Here is a 19,296-nt window from a genome sequence, read left to right as displayed (position 1 = left end):
TGCGGGGGTGGGGTGTGCGAGCGTTTCGAGCGGCCGCGCTGACGGCGGTACTGACGGCGGTACTGACGGCGGTGCTGCCGGTGGTGCTGGTGCTCGGCGGGTGCTCCTCGCCGGGGGCGGACAAGAACGCCCCGGACGAGGTCACCGTCACGCTCACCGCACACCTGACACCCGCCCAGAGCCCGAGCGGGAGCCCGGGCCGGACGCCGGCGCCGGGCGCGAGCCCCACCCCCCGGGCACCCGACCCCGACGAGACGCTCGTCCGGGTCACGCGCAGCGGCGGCTTCGCCGGGCAGACCCACAGCCTGGTCGTCAAGGGCGACGGCTCGTTCCTGCGGCTCGACGCGAAGGCGAAGCAGACCGGCACCGGCAAGCTGTCGGCGGCCGCCCTGGAGCAGCTGCGCAGCGCGCTCCGGGAGGCGGACTTCGCGCACCTGCCCCGCACCTCCACGGGCGGGACGGTGTTCGACGGGTACGCGTACGCCATCGTGCACGACGGCCACGAGGTGGCCGCCGACCAGGGGTCGCTGCCACCGGGCCTGGAGAAGGTCATCGCGGCGCTGCCCCCCTTCGAGGGGGAGTAGGGACTCGGAGCCGCGAACCCGGCCTCCCCCACCGCCGCGGGCTGAAGATTTGATTCCACTTTCTTCGGGGCCCTTGACGGCCCCGCATATGCCGCTTGCCCGTCCCCTGGCGGGAAGGGCGCCCGCACCCTCACGCTCCGCGTTCGTCCCTGTCCGAACCGCGCATAGCCGCAGGCCGGTGCCTCCTCTACGCTGCACCCCTATCACGCGGGATCTTCAGGGGCGGGACATGGAACAGACACACACCACCCACAACGGCGCCGCGGCAACCCCCGGCGCTCAGCGGCGCGTGCTCGTGGTCGAGGACGACCGCACCATCGCCGACGCCATCTCGGCCCGGCTGCGGGCCGAGGGCTTCCAGGTGCAGACGACGTACGACGGGCCGGCCGCGGTGGCGGCCGCCGAGAGCTGGCTGCCCGAGCTGCTGGTTCTCGACGTCATGCTGCCCGGCTTCGACGGGCTGGAGGTCTGCCGCCGGGTCCAGGCGCAGCGGCCCGTCCCCGTGCTGATGCTCACCGCCCGGGACGACGAGACCGACATGCTGGTCGGCCTCGGGGTCGGGGCGGACGACTACATGACGAAGCCGTTCTCCATGCGCGAGCTGGCCGCGCGGGTCCACGTACTGCTGCGGCGGGTGGAGCGGGCCACGCTCGCCGCGCACGCCCCGCGCGGGGCCACCCTGCGGCTGGGGGACCTGGAGATCGACCACGCGCAGCGCCGGGTCCGGGTGCAGACCGAGGACGTGCACCTGACGCCGACCGAGTTCGACCTGCTGGTGTGCCTGGCGGGGACCCCGCGGGCGGTGCTCTCGCGGGAGCAGCTGCTGGCGGAGGTGTGGGACTGGGCCGACGCGTCGGGGACCCGTACCGTCGACAGCCACATCAAGGCACTGCGCCGGAAGATCGGCGCGGAGCGGATCCGTACGGTCCACGGCGTCGGGTACGCCCTGGAGACCCCGGCGCAGGCGTGAGCGCGGGGCGCCCGCACGGCGGGGGTCTGCGGCCGTTCTCGCCGTTCTCGATCAAGACCAAGCTGGGCACGCTCGTCGTGGTCTCGGTCTTCATCACCACGGGCCTGCTGATGGTGGCGGTGCGCACCGACACCGAGTTCCGCTTCATCACGGTGTTCTCGGTGATCGCCTCGATGCTGATCACGCAGTTCGTCGCGCACAGCCTGACCGCGCCGCTGGACGACATGACCACCGTGGCCCGTGCGATATCCCACGGCGACTACACGCGCCGGGTGCGCGGCGCCGGGCGCCGCGACGAACTGGGCGACCTGGCCTCCACGATCAATCTGATGGCGGACGACCTGGAGGCGGTGGACCGGCACCGCAAGGAACTCGTCGCCAACGTCTCGCACGAGCTGCGCACGCCGATCGCGGCGCTGCGGGCGGTGCTGGAGAACGTGGTGGACGGGGTCTCGGACCCCGATCCGGAGACCATGCGGACGGCGCTGAAGCAGACCGAGCGCCTCGGGCGGCTCGTGGAGACCCTGCTGGACCTGTCCCGGGTGGACAACGGGGTGGTGCCGCTGCGGGCCCGCCGCTTCGAGGTGTGGCCCTACCTGTCGGGGGTGCTCAAGGAGTCCGGGCTGGCGGCCGCCGGGCGGCCGGGGCTGTCCACGGGCTCGGGCGGGCACACCCGCAACGACGTGCACCTGCACCTGGACGTCTTCCCGTCCGACCTGTCGGCCTACGCGGACGCCGAGCGGCTGCACCAGGTCGTGGCCAACCTGATCGACAACGCGCTCAAGCACAGCCCCCCGCACGGCCGGGTCACCGTACGGGCGCGGGCCGGCGACGCGCCCGGGAGCCTGGCCCTGGAAGTCCTGGACGAAGGTCCCGGGATCCCGGAGGCGGAGCGCCACCGGGTCTTCGAGCGGTTCAACCGCGGCAGCGCCCGCGGCGGCGACGGGGGCACCGGACTGGGGCTGGCCATCGCCCGTTGGGCCGTCGGACTGCACGGAGGGCACATCGGAGTGGCCGAATCGTCACGGGGATGCCGCATCCTTGTCACGCTTCCGGGCAGCTCACAGGTGCCGGGTTGACGTAGGGTTCGAGTGGGAAGGACATGATCTCGGCCACACGTCCCGAGGTCCGTCAGGGGTGCGAAGCCACGGGGGCCGCAACCACGGTGGCTCCTGCCCGAACCACGCTTGTTTCCCGCCATTCCAGGCAGTGAAACCCGCCGTTCGATGTGACCTGCGCGACGGAAGTCCCGCCCGGTCTGCATCCGACCGTCCGGGAGGCGTAGCCTTTATTCCCGCTGTCCATACCTTGTGAAGCGGAAGAGGGCGGTTGCCGCCGTGTCGCCACAGTCCCCCAGTAACTCGAGCACCACGACCGAAGCAGCAGAGGGCGGGAAGAACCCTGCCTCAGGCTTCGGCGCGAATGAGTGGCTCGTCGACGAGATCTACCAGCAGTACCTCCAGGACCCGAATTCGGTCGACCGGGCCTGGTGGGACTTTTTCGCCGACTACAAGCCGGGGGGCGCTGCCGCTCCGGTGAAGGCCGATCAGTCCGTACCCTCCGCGACGACGACGGAGGGCGCCTCCGCACAGGCCGCCAGCTCCGCCGCCGCCGCCGCGGCCCCGCAGGCCTCCGACGCCGCCGCCACGGGGGCGGCCGACGCCGGACCGTCCTCAGCGCCCGTGCCCACGCCTGTGTCAGCTCCTGCCCCTGCTCCTGCCACCCCCTCTGGTGCCCCTGCTGTGACTGTCACCTCCCAGGCCCCGGCCGCCGCACCGGCCGCCGCCGCTCCCGCTCCGTCTCCCGTAGCCCCCAAGCAGGCCGCGCCCGCCGCCGAGGCCCCCGCGGGCCCCGAGCTGGTGACGCTCCGCGGCCCGGCGGCTGCCGTCGTCAAGAACATGAACGCCTCGCTGGAGGTGCCGACGGCCACGTCCGTGCGCGCCGTCCCGGTGAAGCTGCTCTTCGACAACCGCATCGTCATCAACAACCACCTGAAGCGCGCCCGGGGCGGGAAGATCTCCTTCACCCACCTCATCGGCTACGCGATGGTGCAGGCGATCAAGGCCATGCCGTCGATGAACTACTCCTTCGCGGAGAAGGACGGCAAGCCGACCCTGGTCAAGCCGGAGCACATCAACTTCGGCCTCGCGATCGACCTGGTGAAGCCCAACGGCGACCGCCAGCTCGTCGTCGCAGGCATCAAGAAGGCCGAGACCCTCAACTTCTTCGAGTTCTGGCAGGCCTACGAGGACATCGTCCGCCGGGCCCGCGTGGGCAAGCTGACGATGGACGACTTCACCGGCGTCACCGTCTCGCTGACCAACCCCGGCGGCCTGGGCACCGTGCACTCCGTGCCCCGCCTGATGCCCGGACAGTCGGTCATCATGGGCGTCGGCTCGATGGACTACCCCGCCGAGTTCCAGGGCACCTCCCAGGACACCCTGAACAAGCTGGGCATCTCCAAGGTCATGACCCTGACCTCGACCTACGACCACCGCACCATCCAGGGCGCGGCCTCCGGCGAGTTCCTGCGCATCGTCGCGAACATGCTGCTCGGCGAGAGCGGCTTCTACGACGACGTCTTCGAGGCGCTGCGCATCCCGTACGAGCCGGTCCGCTGGCTCCGGGACATCGACGCCTCGCACGACGACGACGTCACGAAGGCCGCCCGCGTCTTCGAGCTGATCCACTCCTACCGGGTCCGCGGCCACGTCATGGCCGACACCGACCCGCTGGAGTACAAGCAGCGCAAGCACCCCGACCTCGACATCACCGAGCACGGCCTCACCCTGTGGGACCTGGAGCGCGAGTTCGCGGTCGGTGGCTTCTCCGGCAAGTCGATGATGAAGCTCCGCGACATCCTCGGCGTGCTGCGCGACTCGTACTGCCGCACCACCGGCGTCGAGTTCATGCACATCCAGGACCCGAAGCAGCGCCGCTGGATCCAGGACCGCATCGAGCGCCCGCACACCAAGCCGGAGCGCGAGGAGCAGCTGCGCATCCTGCGCCGCCTGAACGCGGCGGAGGCCTTCGAGACCTTCCTGCAGACGAAGTACGTCGGCCAGAAGCGCTTCTCCCTGGAGGGCGGCGAGTCCGTCATCCCGCTGCTCGACGCCGTCATCGACTCGGCCGCCGAGGCCCGCCTCGAAGAGGTCGCGATCGGCATGGCCCACCGCGGCCGCCTGAACGTGCTGGCGAACATCGTCGGCAAGTCGTACGCGCAGATCTTCCGCGAGTTCGAGGGCAACCTCGACCCGAAGTCCATGCACGGCTCCGGCGACGTCAAGTACCACCTGGGTGCCAACGGCACCTTCACGGGCCTGGACGGCGAGCAGATCAAGGTCTCGCTCGTCGCCAACCCCTCGCACCTGGAGGCGGTGGACCCGGTCCTGGAGGGCGTGGTCCGCGCCAAGCAGGACATCATCAACAAGGGCGGCACGGACTTCACCGTCCTGCCCGTCGCCCTGCACGGCGACGCGGCCTTCGCCGGCCAGGGTGTGGTCGCCGAGACGCTGAACATGTCGCAGCTGCGCGGATACCGCACCGGCGGCACCGTCCACGTCGTGATCAACAACCAGGTCGGCTTCACCGCCGCCCCGGAGTCCTCGCGTTCCTCGATGTACGCGACCGACGTGGCCCGCATGATCGAGGCGCCGATCTTCCACGTGAACGGCGACGACCCGGAGGCCGTGGTCCGCATCGCGCGGCTCGCCTTCGAGTTCCGTCAGGCGTTCAACAAGGACGTGGTCATCGACCTCATCTGCTACCGCCGCCGCGGGCACAACGAGTCCGACAACCCGGCGTTCACGCAGCCGCTGATGTACGACCTGATCGACAAGAAGCGCTCGGTGCGCAAGCTGTACACCGAGTCCCTCATCGGTCGCGGCGACATCACGCTGGAAGAGGCCGAGCAGGCGCTCCAGGACTTCCAGGGCCAGCTGGAGAAGGTCTTCGCGGAGGTCCGCGAGGCCGCCACGCAGCCCGCCGTCGCCGCCCCTGCCCCGGTCACGCAGGCCGACTTCCCGGTCGCCGTGAACACCGCGGTCTCCCCGGAGGTCGTCAAGCGGATCGCCGAGTCCCAGGTCAACATCCCCGACGGGGTCACCGTCCACCCGCGTCTGCTGCCGCAGCTGCAGCGCCGCGCGGCGATGATCGACGAGGGCACCATCGACTGGGGCATGGGCGAGACCCTCGCCTTCGGCTCGCTGCTGATGGAGGGCACCCCGGTCCGGCTGTCCGGCCAGGACTCCCGCCGCGGCACCTTCGGCCAGCGCCACGCGGTCCTCATCGACCGGGAGACCGGCGAGGACTACACCCCGCTGCTGTACCTGTCGGACGACCAGGCCCGGTACAACGTCTACGACTCGCTGCTCTCCGAGTACGCGGCCATGGGCTTCGAGTACGGCTACTCGCTGGCCCGCCCGGAGTCGCTGGTCCTCTGGGAGGCCCAGTTCGGTGACTTCGTCAACGGCGCGCAGACCGTCGTGGACGAGTTCATCTCCTCGGCCGAGCAGAAGTGGGGCCAGACCTCCGGCGTCACGCTGCTGCTGCCGCACGGCTACGAGGGCCAGGGCCCGGACCACTCGTCCGCGCGCCCCGAGCGCTTCCTCCAGATGTGCGCGCAGGACAACATGACGGTCGCGATGCCGACCCTGCCGTCGAACTACTTCCACCTGCTGCGCTGGCAGGTCCACAACCCGCACCACAAGCCGCTCATCGTCTTCACCCCGAAGTCGATGCTGCGTCTGAAGGCTGCGGCGTCGAAGGCGGAGGAGTTCACGAACGGTTCGTTCCGTCCGGTCATCGGCGACGCGACCGTGGACGCGAACGCGGTCCGCAAGGTCGTCTTCTGCGCCGGCAAGGTCTACTACGACCTGGAGGCCGAGCGGGAGAAGCGCGGCATCACGGACACGGCGATCATCCGCATCGAGCGGCTGTACCCGCTGCCGGGTGCGGAGCTCCAGGCGGAGATCGCCAAGTTCCCGAACGCGGCGAAGTACATCTGGGCGCAGGAGGAGCCGGCGAACCAGGGTGCGTGGCCGTTCATCGCGCTGAACCTGATCGACCACCTCGACCTGGCGGTCGGTGCGGACGTCCCGGCGGGCGAGCGCCTGCGGCGCATCTCGCGGCCGCACGGTTCTTCGCCGGCGGTGGGCTCCGCGAAGCGCCACCAGGCGGAGCAGCAGCTCCTGCTGAACGAGGTCTTCGAAGCCTGAGCTTCGTAACCCCGGAAGGCCCGGCACCCCTCGGGGGAGCCGGGCCTTCCGGCTGCAGCACCGTTGCCGGGGCTACGGTTGGGGTTCGAAGTCCCAGTACGGGCGGGTCTGCTGACGGGCCGAGACCGTGTGGACGTGTTGGGGGCCGAGGGTGCGGATCAGGCCCTTGATGCCCGCGTCCTCGTGCTTGCCCGCCTCCGCGTCCTCACGGACCGACCGCAGATCCGCGGCGAGCGCGATCTGCGCGCTGAGCGCCATCGGGTGGTCCGGGCCCAGCACCTGCTCGGCGGTGCGCAGGGTCTCCCGGCTCAGGTCGACCGCGGAGTCGAGCCGCCCGGTGATGTTGCGGTGCCCGGTCGCGTTCAGGGCGCAGCCCAGCGTCCACGGGTGCCGGTCGCCGAGCGCGCCCCGCATGCCCACCAGCGCCTGTTCCGCGAGCGACAGCGCCTCCACCCGCTCGCCCTGCGCGCGCAGCACCAGGCCGAGGTTGCCGACCGTGCCGATGCTGTACGGGTGGGCGAGCCCGAGCTGGGACTGGTAGCCCCGTACGACGTCCTCGGAGATGCGGCGGGCCTCGCCGATGTCCCCGTACTCGCGCAGGTACGTCGCGTAGTCCGAGGCGACCATCAGCGTCCAGGGGAACTCGGCGCCGAAGACGCGCGTGGAGCGTTCCAGGACGCTGCGCAGCCGGGCGCCGGCGCCGGGGATGTCCCCGGAGCGGCGCAGGCACATCCCGAGGTTGTGCTCGGCTCGCAGGGTCTGCGGATGGTTGGCGCCCAGCACCTGGATGTGGATCTTGAGGCCCTGTTCCTGGCGGGCCAGCGCCTCCCGGTAGCGCCCCATCAGCCGCAGTCCCATCGCGCAGCCGATGCCCGAGGAGAGCGTGGCGATGTGCCGTACCCGCAGGACGCGTTCGCGCCGGCGCAGGGTGTCCAGGTCGGTGTCGTACGCCTCCTGGAAGCGGCCGAGCAGGCGCAGGACGACGGCGACGTTGTTCTGGGCGTTGAGGGTGGTGGAGTCGTCCTCGCCGAGCAGTTCGCGATAGGTCGCGAAGGCGTGCTCCAGCAGCTCCCGTGCCTCCTCGAACTTGGCGGTGCTGAGCAGGACCCCGGCGTAGGTGCTGGTGGCGCGCAGGGTCTCCAGGTCCCGGTCGCCGCGCTCGGCGAGGAGCCGGTCGGCGCGGGAGCGGGCGAGGGTCTCGGCGCGGCGGAAGTGCCCGAGCATGCGCAGGGCACCGGTGTGGTGGTAGCTGAGCTCGCGCAGCTGGTCGTGGTCGTCGCCGAGCATCGCGCGCCAGATGCCGTCGGTCTGTTCGACGAGCCGCAGGCAGGTGCGGTACTCCCCGGCGAGCATCAGGTAGCGCAGGCAGTGCAGCAGGAAGTTCTGGATGCGCGGGTTGGTGCTGGTCAGCACGCCGGCGGAGTCCAGGTGCGGGATGAGTTCGGCGTACCGGGGCCAGAGCCGGGAGTCTGCGGGCCGTCCGGGGTCGGCGGCGGCGAGCACCTGGCGCACGGCGCGCGAGAGCGGCTCGGCCTCCTGCTCGCCGAGGTCCTCGCGGACGATGTTGTGGACCATGCGGTGGAGTTGGACGGTCTCCAGGCCGCCGCCCTCCTCGACGGGCAGGTCGGAGTACTCCAGGCGGACCACGGAGAACTGGACGAGCTTGTTGAGGGCCGCGTTCCACCGGATCTGGTCGTTGATGAGGCCCGCGAGGTCCTCGGGCACGTCGTCGGCGGGGAACTCGCGCAGCAGCCGCAGCGGCACCCGGCCGGGTGCGAAGAACACGAACAGCCGGAGCAGGGCGAGGGCGTCGGGGAAGTTCTCGCGGATGTTGTTGAGCAGTATGGCGAGGGCGGTGGGGAAGGGCAGCGGGTAGTCGTCGGAGATGGTGACGGCTTCCCGGGAGTCGAGCCGGCGCCTCAGCAGCGCCAGGTAGTCCCCGACGGGCAGCGGGGAGTCGGCGAGCCAGCCCGCGGTCTGGTCGAGGGCGAGCGGGTAGTCGTCCAGGGCCTCGGCGAGCTGGTCGGCCTCCTCGCCGGTGAGGCGCAGGGCCCGGCGGCGGATGAAGGTGATGGACTCGGGCCGCGCGTAGAGGGGCACTTCGACCAGGCTGCTGTGCCGGGAGGCCCATTCGCGGTTGCGGGAGGTGATGATCACGTCGCCCGCGCCGGCCGGCAGCAGGTCGGTCAGGTCGTCGGGGTTGTCACAGCCGTCGAAGACGATCAGCCAGCGGTTGTACGGGGAGCCGCGCCGCAGCGCTTCGAGGACGGCCCGGATCTGCTCGCCGTAGCTGCCGGCGCCGCGCGGCAGGCCCAGCGCGGGGGCCAGGTCGGCGAGGCGCTCGCGCAGGGTGGGCCGGTCCTCGGCCGGGACCCACCACACGACGTCGTACTCGGAGGCGAAGCGGTAGGCGTACTCGGTGGCGACCTGGGTCTTGCCGACCCCGGAGAGCCCGAGCAGGGTCACGGTGGAGGCCCCGGGCGGGGCCTGTGTCAGGGCTTCGCGGAGGTTGCCGATGACGTCGTTGCGGCCGGTGAAGCGGGGGTTGCGGCGCGGGACGCGGCCCCAGATCTCGGGCGGGTCGTTGGGGAAGCGCGGGCCGCGGCGGCCGGTCTCGGCGCCGACCCGGTCGGTGGGCAGGTCGAGGCGGCGCAGCACCCGGTACTCGGCCTCGTACGAGTCCAGGCCCCACAGGTCGGTCTTCTCCAGTACGGCGACGGCGCTGGGCAGCGGGGCGTCGGTGAGGCAGACGGCCGCGAACCGGTCGGGGTGGCGGTCGGTGACCTCGCGCAGGGCGGTGTTCCACTCCGCGTCCTGCATGTCGGAGTGGGCGCCGGCGGAGAAGTAGCGCTCGCTGAGGACGAGCAGCACCCGGCCGCCGCCACGGGCCAGGTCGTCGAGGGCCTCACCGATGCCGGGGCTGTTCTGCGGGTCCCAGCGCTGGAGGGTGACGCGGTGGCCGTACTCCTCCAGGCGGTGGGCGATCCACACGGCCCAGGGGCGGTTGAAGCCCGCGAAGCTGATGACGAAGCGCTGCGGTTGGAGGCTTCCGGTCGTCATGCTGCCGTCTCCCTGGATGCGGGCGGTGGACGGGGTTGAAAAGGTACCGCAGTGGACGGTCCGTCAGCCTTGTGCGAACGGGGCGAGTTCGGGGTGCTCCGCGCACCAGGCGCCGCGTTCCAGGTCCACCGCGCGGCGGGCGGCGGCCTGCTGGCCCGCGGGGGGCGCCACCTCGTCCATGGCCTGTTCGGCGGCGGCCATGGCCTCGGTGAACTCCCGGCCGGCGGCCGTCAGTTGGCGCTGAGCCTGGATGACGGGCAGTACGGCGGCCACCTGTGCGCGGATCCGGGCGTGCTGGGCCCACGCGCCCCGGGCCCCGTAGAGGGCGGCGCGCTGCCAGTACCCGGCGAGGGCCAGGTGGGCGTACGCGCCGTGCAGCAGCCCTTCCAGGGGGCGGGGGTCGTCGCGCCAGGGGGCCCAGTGCCGGGGCGTGCGGTCGGCGGTGTGCAGGGTGACCACGTCGGCCAAGGCGGTCAGTTTGCCGTGCTGCACCTCGTGCACGAGGGTCGCGGCGAGCGCGGGCGGGGCCTGCGCCCGGGCCAGTACGGAGCCCGCGGCGGCGGGCAGGGTGGCGCCGCTGGAGCGGGAGCCGCCACCGAGCGGGACCACCGAGCGCAGCAGCAGGCCCGTCTCCTGCGCGCGGGCGGTGTCGTAGCGCTGGAGCAGGGTGAGGGCGCCGGACCACTGGGTGTCCCAGCGCTTGTGGCCGCGGGGGGTGAGCCGGCGGGCCGGGCGCACGGGCGCCGGCCGGTCCGGGCCGGGGGCCCGGTAGGGGTCGAGGTCGTCGAGGGCGGTACGGCCGCCGGGCAGGGTGTGCAGGGCCAGCGCGGCCGGGTCCTCGGGGTCCCAGGAGCACTCGGTGAGCGCGAGCGGCCCGGGCCGGGCCGGGCGCAGCAGGCCGACGGTGGGCAGGACCAGGCGGCCGTGCACGGGCCGCAGGGTGGCCTTGAAGGTGATCCCGGAGCGCAGGGCGGCGGCGACGGCGAGCGCCCCGAGGTGGGCGAGGTCGGCCGGGGGTCCGCACGGGGCGTGCAGCCGGCGCAGGGTCTCCTCGGCCCACACCCCGGTGGCCGGGTAGTGCAGGACGTCGCGCACCGCGTCGGGGGCGTGCCGCTCGGCCTCCTCCAGCAGGGCCCAGTGCTCGGCGGCCTCCCCGGCGCGCCCGCCGGGGGCCGCGTCGAGCACGGCGCGCAGCAGGACCAGGCGCTTGGAGCGGCGTACGTCGCGCACGAGGCGGGTGCCGTCGGCCGAGGGCTCGGTGGAGGCCAGGGCGCGCAGGGTGGCGGAGGTGACGGTGAAGGGGTTCACGACGCGGCCCGCCGGGTGGCGTCGCGCAGGGCGTGGGCGATGTGCCGGATGAGGACCTGGAGGTCGGCGCAGTACACGGAGGGCTGGCGGAACCCCTCGCCGGCGAGGTAGCGGTGCGGGTAGTGCCCGCCGCCGCACACCTCGACCAGTTCGCAGGAGCGGCAGGCGGCGGCGAGGGCGTCGCGGCCGAGCTGGCGGGCGACGAGCCCGGGGTGTTCCAGCAGTTCGTCGAAGCTGTGCGTGGCGAGGTCCATCCCGGTGCCGGCGGCGCCCTCGTAGGCGGACTTCAGTGAATCGGCCTGCTCGATGGCCCCGTCGGTTTCGACGACGGCGGTGGCGGCGGGCGCCAGGCCCAGGGTCTCGGTGGCGGCGGGCAGTCCGAGCAGCAGGGCGATGATCTCCTCGAACATCCGGATCCGGGTGCGCCGCTGCCCGTCGTGCCACCAGCGTTCGAAGACGGCGAGGAGCCAGTCGGCGTACGGGGTCTCGCACGGGCTCCGGCCCTGCGGCGGGGTGCTCCAGTTGGCCAGGGGCAGCAACAGGCCGATGCTGGGCGGCGCGAAGGCGAGCAGGGACTCGTACGTCTCCACGGGGTCCTGGTCGAGGTCCACGACGCAGAGCACCCCGGCGTAGCTCTCGGGGTGGCGGCCCAGCAGCCGCAGGCCCCGGGCGGCGGCGGTGAACCCGGGGCGCCCGGCGTGGTCCACCCGGCGGGCGTTGTGCGCGGGCAGCCCGCCGTCGAGGCTGACGCCGACGCGTATCCCGGCGGCGGCGAGCGCGGCGAGCCGGCCGCGGGTGAGCAGGACGCCGTTGGTCTGGACGGTCGCGGTGACCCGGGTGCGCGGGGCGGCCGCGCGCAGGGCGTCCCGTACGGCCTCGACGGGTGCGGCGAGGTCGGCGGGGGCGGTGAGCAGCGGCTCCCCGCCGTGCAGGACGAGGTCGACGCGGGGCAGGTCGTGGGCGGCGGCGTGTTCGGCGATGCGGGCGGCGGCGCGGGTGACGGTGGCCGGGGTCATGACGGTGGGCTGGGCGCGCCAGCCCTGGTCCGCCATGGCGTAGACGTAGCAGTAGGTGCAGGCGAGGTTGCAGCGGCTGCGCGTCTTGAGGACGAACTGCCGTATGGGGTGTGGCCGGTGGCCGCCGGCCCGGGCAGCGGGTACGTCGAGCCGGGTGTAGGGCCAGGGGGCGTGCCGCGCGTGACTCGTGTTCGTGTGCCTCATCGCCTGTGCCTCCCTCCCCCGGGACGTCCCCATCCCTGCCCTTCCGGGGGCCCGCGCTAACGGCGGAAAGTGGTCAACTCCTTTCAGGGCAGACAGATCAGACGACTCCGGAGTCGAAGGCGTTCAGGATCTCGGCCGGGTGGGTCACCCGCTCGACCATGCCCTCGATCACCTGGGCGAGCACGGGGTGCTCGATCCCCCGCAGTGCGGCCAGGTCCAGCCCGGAGAGGTCCGGTAACCGCCCGGGGCACTCGGGGGCCGCTGCCGCCGCTTCCTGATGCTTGGTCACCATGTGCGGCCTTTTCCCTCCGAGGGGTAACCGGAAACGGCGGCGGCCCCGCCCCCTGTTGGGCTCCGCCCCGGACCCCGCGCCGAGGGGTGGTCACAAAGGCGGCTCCAGGGCGCGGATGCGGGCGCGGACGGCGGCGGCGCGGGTGTCGGCGCCCGCGCCGAGCCGCGTCCACGACTCCAGCGCGGAGCGGTACGCGTCCAGCGCCGCCCGCGGCCGCGCGAGCCGCTCCAGCACCTCCCCGCGCAGCTCCTGCACCCGCGCGGCCAGCTCGACGGCGGTGTCCCGCCGCTCCCCCCGGTCGGTCTCCAGCGCCGCCCGCCACGCCCGCCGATAGGAGTCCGCGGCGCGGTCGAGCCGTTCCAACGCCCGCGTCTGGGCGTGGATCTGCTGCTGTACGTCCCCGTGGTCGCGCCAGGCCCCGGCCTGCTCCAGGGGGCTGCGGCTCTGCCGGACGGCCACCTCCAGCAGGTACTCGGCCTCGCGCAGGTCCACCAGGTCGCCCTCGTACGTGTGCCGCAGGCGCAACCCGGCCGCCAGCCGGATCAGCCGGTGCGCGGCCCGGGGGTCGGACTGCGGCACCGCGGCCCGGCTCTCGCGCAGCACCCGCACCGCGGTGGAGGCGAAGGCGCGCCCGTCGGCCTCGGCGGCCCCGGCTCGGGCCAGGAGCACCTCGCCCCACTCGGGCAGCAGTTCCCCGAAGGTGTCCCCGTCCCGGGGGATCAGCCGCCGGGCCCGGCTGTACGCGCCGGCCGCGTCCTCCAGGGCCGTGGGGTCCGCGTCCCGTTCGTGGCGGGCCTGGTGCACCCGCGCCAGGCAGAGCAGCGCGGACACCCGCAGTTCGGGGTCGCCGGCGGCCTCGGCCAGCGCGGCCTCCAGTTGCCCGGCGGCCTCCTCCAGCCGTCCGGGCAGGTGCCGCAGGGCCGTGGCCCGTTCGACGCGGACCCGGGCCCGCGCGCCCCGCCCGGCGGCCGGGTCCACGGTCAGGTGGTCGGCGGCCCGCCCCCCCCCGGCGGGGGGGGGGGGCGGGGGGGGGGGGGGGGCCCCCCGCGCCCGCCGGGCGCGGCCGAGCGCGAGCCGCAGCGCGGGGTCGACGCCGGCGTGCGCGTTGGCGGCGGATTCCGGATCCGGATCCGGATCCGGGTCGGGGCCGAGGCCGGGGCCCGTCAGGGCCTCCAGCGCGGCCCGCGCCTCCCGCAGGGGCCCCGGGTCCTCCCGCAGCCCGCTCAGCCGGATCAGGGCCTGCGCCCGCCGGACCGCGCAGTCCACCCGCAGCCCCGGGTCGAGGTCCGCCGCGGCCCCGGCGGCGGCGAACTCCCGTTCGGCCGCGGCCAGCAGCCCGGCGTCGCCCAGGGGTGGCGGCCCCGGGGCCGCCAGGGCGCGCTCGTACAGGACCCGGCCGAGCGCCGCCCGCGCCCCGGGGGTGTCCAGTCCGGCCAGGGCCCGCTCGGCCTCCGCGAGCAGTTCGGGGTCGCGTTGGAGCGCCCACAGCCGCAGCAACGCCCCGGCCAGCTCGGTCTCGGCCTCGCCCGGCGGGTCGCCGGGTCCGGCGGGGGTGGCCACCGCCCGCCGCAGTAGCGTCACGGCCTCGTACAGCGGGCGCTGGCCGCTCGCGTCCCCGCTGCGGTCGTGCTCCGCGAGCCGCTCCCGGGCGGTCCGCAGCGCCTGGTCGCGGCCGGGCGGCGGCGGGCTGCTCGCCGCCACCGCCGGGCCCTCGGGCGGCGGGCCGGGCAGGTAGCGGCGTACGACCTTGGCGGAGACCTGCGCGAAGGCCTGCGGCAGCCGGGCCGCCGGGACCCGCTCGTCGGCGTCCTCGGCCGGCGCGGGGGCCCCGGTCAGCTGCGAGACGGCGAGCGCGGGGAAGTTGCGTACGCCCCGCCCGAAGTGCGCCAGCACGTACTCCGAGCAGTGCTTGAGGACCAGTGCGGCCTCGTCCCGCCCCAGCGGCCCCAGCAGTACGTCCTGCACCCCGGGCACGAAGGCGTACCAGCCGGCCTCGGAGGTGCGCCTCAACAGCCCGCTCAGCAGCACCTCCGCCAGGTCCGAGGGCTCCGAGTCGGGCAGCATCGTGCGCTGCACCAGCCGCATCACGGGCAGCGTCAGCGGGGCCGCCGACAGGTACACCGCGAGCTGTACGGCCCGGGGCGCGGCCGAGGCGCGGAAGCGCCGCACCAGTTCGCGCGGCGGCCGGGCGGCCCGCGGCGGCGGCGCGGGCGCGGCCGGGTGGCGGGCGAGGACCCGGCCCACCTCGGCGGGGACGGGTCCGGTGCCGAGCCCGGCGACGAGCCGGGCCCAGGCGCCGAGGGCGGTGGCGCTCGGGGGCAGGACGGGCACGGTCAGCCCGCCGGTGGGCCGCCCGGCCCGCGGCGGCCGGTCCGGGCGGAACCTCAGCTTCCCGCCGCCGCCCTCGACCCGCGAGAGCGTGCCCCGCTCGGTGGGCAGCCAGCTGCGGCTCCAGAGCCGCTGCGGCAGGGGCTGCACGACCACGCAGGGGGTGCACTCGGCCCACCGGTACAGCAGCCGCTGCGCCTGGCCCTCGCGCCACACCGGCCCGGCGCAGTCGGAGACCACCATGGTCAGCGCCCGCCCGGTGGGGTCCCGCAGCTGGTCCCCGGAGGCCGCCCCGGCGCCGGGCAGCGGGCCGCGCCCGACGGCCGCGCCGCCGTCCACGAGCCGGTGCAGGTAGTACACCTGCACGTCCCGGAAGGCGCCCAACCGCTCGCACACGGAGCGCAGTTCCTCGAACATGTCCTGCCACACCGCCATCGACGGCGACGCGTCCATCACCAGCCGTACGGTCGCCTCGCGCCGGCTCTCGCGCCGGAACACCGGGATGACCAGCCCGAGCGCCCGCGCGCTGGCCTCGGCGGTGGCGGGCTCGTCGAGCACCGTCCGGCCGGGCGGCGAGGGCGGGCGGTGGCGCTGGAGGGCGCGCAGGGCCCGCTGGACGTCCAGGATCCGGGGCAGCGCGGCCGCCGCGGGGACCCGTACGGGCACGCCGTCCAGGGCCTCCGGCGCGTCGGCGGCCCGCGACCCGCCGCCGGGACCGGCCCCGGAGTCGGACCCGGACCCGGACCCCGGGTCCGGGGTGCCTCCCGGGCGGGCCTCCGGCGCGTACAGGCCGATCGGTTCCTCGGCGCGCGGCCGCGGCGGCCGTACGGGCTCCGGCCCGGGCGGCGCCTCGTCCGGCTCGGCGGCCGGCTCCCGTCCGGGCGCATCCGCGTCCGGCGGCCGGCCGCCCGGGGGGCTGGTGTGGCCGGCGAGCCAGAGCGCGTCGGCGATCTCCTCGGTGGACGGGTCGAGCCCGGCGGCCCTGAGCAGGGCGGCCAGTTCGCGGATGCCGGGCCCGGCGGCTGGCACGGCCCGTCACCTCGGGCGGTCTAGGCGCTGGATGAGCAGGTCCGCCAGGTCCTCCCGGGTGGGCGGCGCGGCGTGGTGGGTGAGGTAGATGGCGTTCAGCAGCTGGTCGGCGGCGACCAGTTCGGACTGCGAGCGGCTGAGGAACTCCCGGATCAGATCGGCCCCCAGCCGGGCCGCCTCCTCGCCCAGGTGCGCCCGCACCATGGTGGCGAGCCGCTTCTCCCCGGGCTGCCCGAGCTTGAGCTGGATGCACCGGCGCAGCAGGGCGGCCGGGAAGTCCCGCTCGCCGTTGCTGGTGAGGATGATGAAGGGGAAGGCCCGGCAGCGCACCCGCCCGCCCCGGACGGTCACCTTCGCCCCGTCGTCGGTGAGCACCTGCACCTCGGGCTCGGTGTCGGCGACCCGCTCCAGCTCCGGAAGGGCGAACTCCCCTTCCTCCAGGACGTTCAGCAGGTCGTTGGGCAGGTCGATGTCGCTCTTGTCCAGCTCGTCGACGAGCAGGACGCGCGGCCGCCCGGTGGGCAGCAGGGCCGTGCCCAGCGGCCCGAGCCGGACGTACTTCCCGATCCCCGGGGGGTCGGCCCGGCCCTCGGCGGCGGAGCCGGCCGCGAGCTGCACGTCCTGGAGGCGGGCGATGGCGTCGTACCGGTAGAGCCCGTCCTGGAGCACGGTCCGCGAGACCACGGGCCAGCGCAGGACGCGCCCGAGCTTCAACTCGTGCGCGACGGCGTGCGCGAGGGTGGACTTCCCCGTTCCCGGGTACCCGGTGACCAGCAGCGGCCTGCGCAGGTACAGCGCGGCGTTGATGGCCTCCAGCTCCTCGGGCTCGGGCCGGTGCATCTCGGCGGCCTGCCGGTGCGCGCCGAGCCGGCGCGCCACGTTCCCGTCGGGCTGTGCGGCGGCCGCCCCGGTCTCCCCGACGGGTCCGCCGTCGAAGTCCCGCCAGGGCGGCGGGTCGGGCAGGGCGTCGATCCCGTCGTGGGGTTCGCCGACGCCGCGGTAGATGAGCCATTCCTCGTTCACGCGTGCTCCTTCCCCTCAAGTCGGTCCCGGAGGTGCCCCGCTGCGGGCCGGCCCGGCGCGGGCCCCGGCCCCCTCACAGGTCCCCCTGGAGCGGCTCGTCCTCCGGCAGCGGCCGCCCGGGGTCGTTCCAGATCAGGGCCACCCCCGCCGCCCAGTAGGCGTCCGGGTCCGCGCCGTGCAGCCGGCTCCGCAGCGCCTGGAAGCGCTGCGGCAGCAGCGCGCCCCGGCCCGCCTGCGTGAACTCCTCGCGCAGCCCCCGGTGGTACGGCTCGCACGACGCCCCCGGGTCCGGTGGCGGCCGGCGGCACACCGCCACCCCGTACCCGGCCGCCCGTACCGCGAGCAGCGACCCCAGCGTGGGCTCCAGCCCGGGCGCCCGGCAGTGCACCGGCACCGTGTTGTCCGCGAGCCCCGCCAGCCACCGCGGCGAGGGGCTGCGCGGCCGCCCGCCCGCGCAGTCGGCCCGCTCGTCGGCCGGCGGGGCCGCCTGGACCCGCGCCCAGCGGCGGGCCGCCTCCTGCGGGTCGGAGCCGTCCGCCGGATGGCGCAGCACCACCGGCCGCTGCACCCCGACCGGCACCCCGCCGGCCACCGGCCACTCGTCCACCGCCAGCCCGAACAGCTCGGGCGCCACGGCCACTTCGAGCAGGGCCGCCGCCTCGTGCGTGTCGCAGCGGCGGAAGGCCTCGGCGAGCGGTGCCCGCAGCGCCTCCGGCAGGGCCACCAGGGTTGCCCGTACGCCCGATTCCACCGGGGTCACCCGGCCCGGCCCGGTGAGCACCGAGACCCGCCAGTCGTACACGTCCTCCCAGCCGTGCGCCCACGCCTCCAGCAGTACCGAGGGCCCGGCGGGCAGCGCGGCGGCGGCCCGCGGCGAAGCCCCGTGGGCTTGGTGGACGGCCTGGGCGGCCGCGGCGCGCCGGCGCCCCGCAGCTTCCGCCAGGCCCCGGGCCCGGCGCTCGGCCAGCTCCCGCCGCAGCCTGCGCCACAGCCGCTCCGCGGTCGTCCGTACCCAGTCCCACAGCTCCTCGTCGGCGCCCGGCGACGGTGGCTCGCGGTGGACGGCCACGCTCACCTCGGTCGCGTACCGGAGCATCGCCGCGGCCTCCCCCTCGCCGCCGGGCGGGTCGCGCAGCAGGCCGAGCCCGTCGCGCCAGCTCAGCGGGGCCGGCGCCGAGGGGTCCGGCTCCTGCCCGCGGGCCTCCTCGACCAGGGCCCGTACGGCCTCCGAGGAGCCCGGGGCGGGGAGTTCGGCGAGCAGCCCGCACAGTGTGGTCCGCTCCCCCGCGGTGAGGCGCCCGCGCGCGCCGAACGGATCGGCGTCCGGCGCCGGCAACTCGTCGTGCACGTCGGTCCAGGTGCGGCGGCTGTTCAGGTCGCTGCGGTGTTCGTCGTAGTGGTACAGGTCGTGGGCCTGCATGACCCGGCGGTACGTCCCGACCTGCCCGGTCGCCGGCACCAGCGGCAGCGTCCGCAACTGCACCACCGACACCGCGAGTCCGCCGCCGCCCGTGTGGCGCCGGGCCTTGACCACGCCGACGACCTCGCCGGTGGCCAGGTCCACCACCGGGCCGCCGGACATGCCGGGCTCGATCTCGTCTTCGCCGCCGAGCCGGATGGCCGCGCCGTTCCCGGCGGAGCCGCGCAGCCGGGTCGTCCGGCCGGTGATCTCCGGGGTGCCGAGGTCCTCGGTGCAGCCGAAGTAGGCGACCTCGGCCAGGCGGGGTCTGGGCCGGTCGGTCAGCCAGGCGCAGGCGTGCGAGACCGGCGCCAGCACCCGCACCAGCGCCAGGTCGGGCAGGTCCCACAGGGACCGCCGGCCGGGGCGCCGGCCCTCCAGCCGCTCGGGCAGCACGCAGTCCACGCGCCCGGCCACGGTCCCGCTGGCGGCGCCGTTCCCGGCGGCGTTCCCGGACTGGAAGGTGATGGCGACCTCGCGCCCGACCAGACGCACCGCAGCACCCCCTTCGCCGACCACGTGCGCGCACGTCAGGACCCAGCCGGGGGCGATGAAGAAGCCGCTCCCCCACGTGGGTCCGGACCAGCTGTTGCCAGAGCTGTCATACCCGCCGGAGGGGGCGTGGACGCGTACGGTCGCCGCCCGGACGAGGGGCTCCAGGAGCTCGTAGGCGCGCGCGGACCCCTCCGAGCGCCCGTCCGGCATTCCCTGGCCCGCCCCCCGCTCGCCCTGTGTGGCCATCAAGGCTAGCGCCGGGCGGCAGAGCGCGGGAGGTGTCTTCGCACGGCGGATTATCCTGGCGGGAAA

General features: G+C 74.6%; 11 protein-coding genes. 4 read left to right on the top strand and 7 right to left on the bottom strand.

The window, feature by feature from the left end; translation table 11 throughout:
• Positions 1-14 precede the first annotated feature (14 nt).
• From ACFWBF_RS07245 to ACFWBF_RS07230, 4 genes are all read left to right on the top strand, one after another.
• A complete protein-coding gene (locus ACFWBF_RS07245; RefSeq protein ID WP_385596537.1) occupies positions 15-584 on the top strand; it encodes a hypothetical protein in 570 nt (189 codons plus the stop codon).
• A gap of 229 nt (positions 585-813) precedes the next feature.
• Positions 814-1,554 carry a response regulator transcription factor gene (locus ACFWBF_RS07240; RefSeq protein WP_385596534.1) on the top strand — a complete coding sequence of 247 codons (741 nt, stop codon included), beginning with the start codon at positions 814-816 and terminating at the stop codon, positions 1,552-1,554.
• On the top strand, positions 1,551-2,633 hold the full coding sequence (locus ACFWBF_RS07235; protein WP_385596531.1) for an ATP-binding protein: 1,083 nt from the start codon (positions 1,551-1,553) through the stop codon (positions 2,631-2,633). Before ACFWBF_RS07240 ends, ACFWBF_RS07235 begins: the two co-directional genes overlap by 4 nt.
• A gap of 258 nt (positions 2,634-2,891) precedes the next feature.
• Positions 2,892-6,770 (top strand): multifunctional oxoglutarate decarboxylase/oxoglutarate dehydrogenase thiamine pyrophosphate-binding subunit/dihydrolipoyllysine-residue succinyltransferase subunit, encoded by a 3,879-nt coding sequence (locus tag ACFWBF_RS07230; protein WP_385596528.1) that lies wholly within the window; start codon positions 2,892-2,894, stop codon positions 6,768-6,770.
• Positions 6,771-6,842: 72 nt separating this feature from the next.
• On the opposite strand, the gene fxsT is transcribed toward ACFWBF_RS07230, so the two are convergent.
• From fxsT to ACFWBF_RS07195, 7 genes are all read right to left on the bottom strand, one after another.
• Positions 6,843-9,830 carry an FxSxx-COOH system tetratricopeptide repeat protein gene (gene fxsT, locus ACFWBF_RS07225; RefSeq protein WP_385596526.1) on the bottom strand — a complete coding sequence of 996 codons (2,988 nt, stop codon included), beginning with the start codon at positions 9,828-9,830 and terminating at the stop codon, positions 6,843-6,845.
• 63 nt (positions 9,831-9,893) lie between these two features.
• Entirely contained in the window at positions 9,894-11,138 is a 1,245-nt protein-coding gene (locus ACFWBF_RS07220) for an HEXXH motif domain-containing protein (RefSeq protein WP_385596524.1), read from the bottom strand.
• Complete coding sequence (locus ACFWBF_RS07215) at positions 11,135-12,358, bottom strand: FxsB family cyclophane-forming radical SAM/SPASM peptide maturase (protein ID WP_385596521.1); 1,224 nt, start codon at positions 12,356-12,358, stop codon at positions 11,135-11,137. Before ACFWBF_RS07215 ends, ACFWBF_RS07220 begins: the two co-directional genes overlap by 4 nt.
• A 97-nt stretch (positions 12,359-12,455) precedes the next feature.
• The gene (fxsA, locus tag ACFWBF_RS07210) at positions 12,456-12,650 is read right to left on the bottom strand and encodes an FxSxx-COOH cyclophane-containing RiPP peptide (RefSeq protein WP_385228079.1); all 195 of its coding nucleotides are present in this window, start codon (positions 12,648-12,650) and stop codon (positions 12,456-12,458) included.
• Positions 12,651-12,740: 90 nt separating this feature from the next.
• Positions 12,741-16,007 (bottom strand): SAV_2336 N-terminal domain-related protein, encoded by a 3,267-nt coding sequence (locus ACFWBF_RS07205; protein WP_385596518.1) that lies wholly within the window; start codon positions 16,005-16,007, stop codon positions 12,741-12,743.
• Positions 16,008-16,013: 6 nt separating this feature from the next.
• Positions 16,014-17,030 carry an AAA family ATPase gene (locus tag ACFWBF_RS07200; RefSeq protein ID WP_385596516.1) on the bottom strand — a complete coding sequence of 339 codons (1,017 nt, stop codon included), beginning with the start codon at positions 17,028-17,030 and terminating at the stop codon, positions 16,014-16,016.
• A 73-nt stretch (positions 17,031-17,103) separates the two neighbouring features.
• Positions 17,104-19,230, bottom strand: a complete 2,127-nt coding sequence (locus ACFWBF_RS07195) for a trypsin-like peptidase domain-containing protein (protein WP_385596513.1) — start codon at positions 19,228-19,230, stop codon at positions 17,104-17,106.
• Between the last annotated feature and the right edge of the window lie 66 nt (positions 19,231-19,296).

It is taken from the genome of Streptomyces sp. NPDC060028, assembly GCF_042736725.1.
GTDB lineage: Bacteria > Actinomycetota > Actinomycetes > Streptomycetales > Streptomycetaceae > Streptomyces.
The sequence above is the reverse complement of the archived record's forward strand: the minus strand, read 5'-3'. Positions and strand labels throughout refer to the sequence as shown.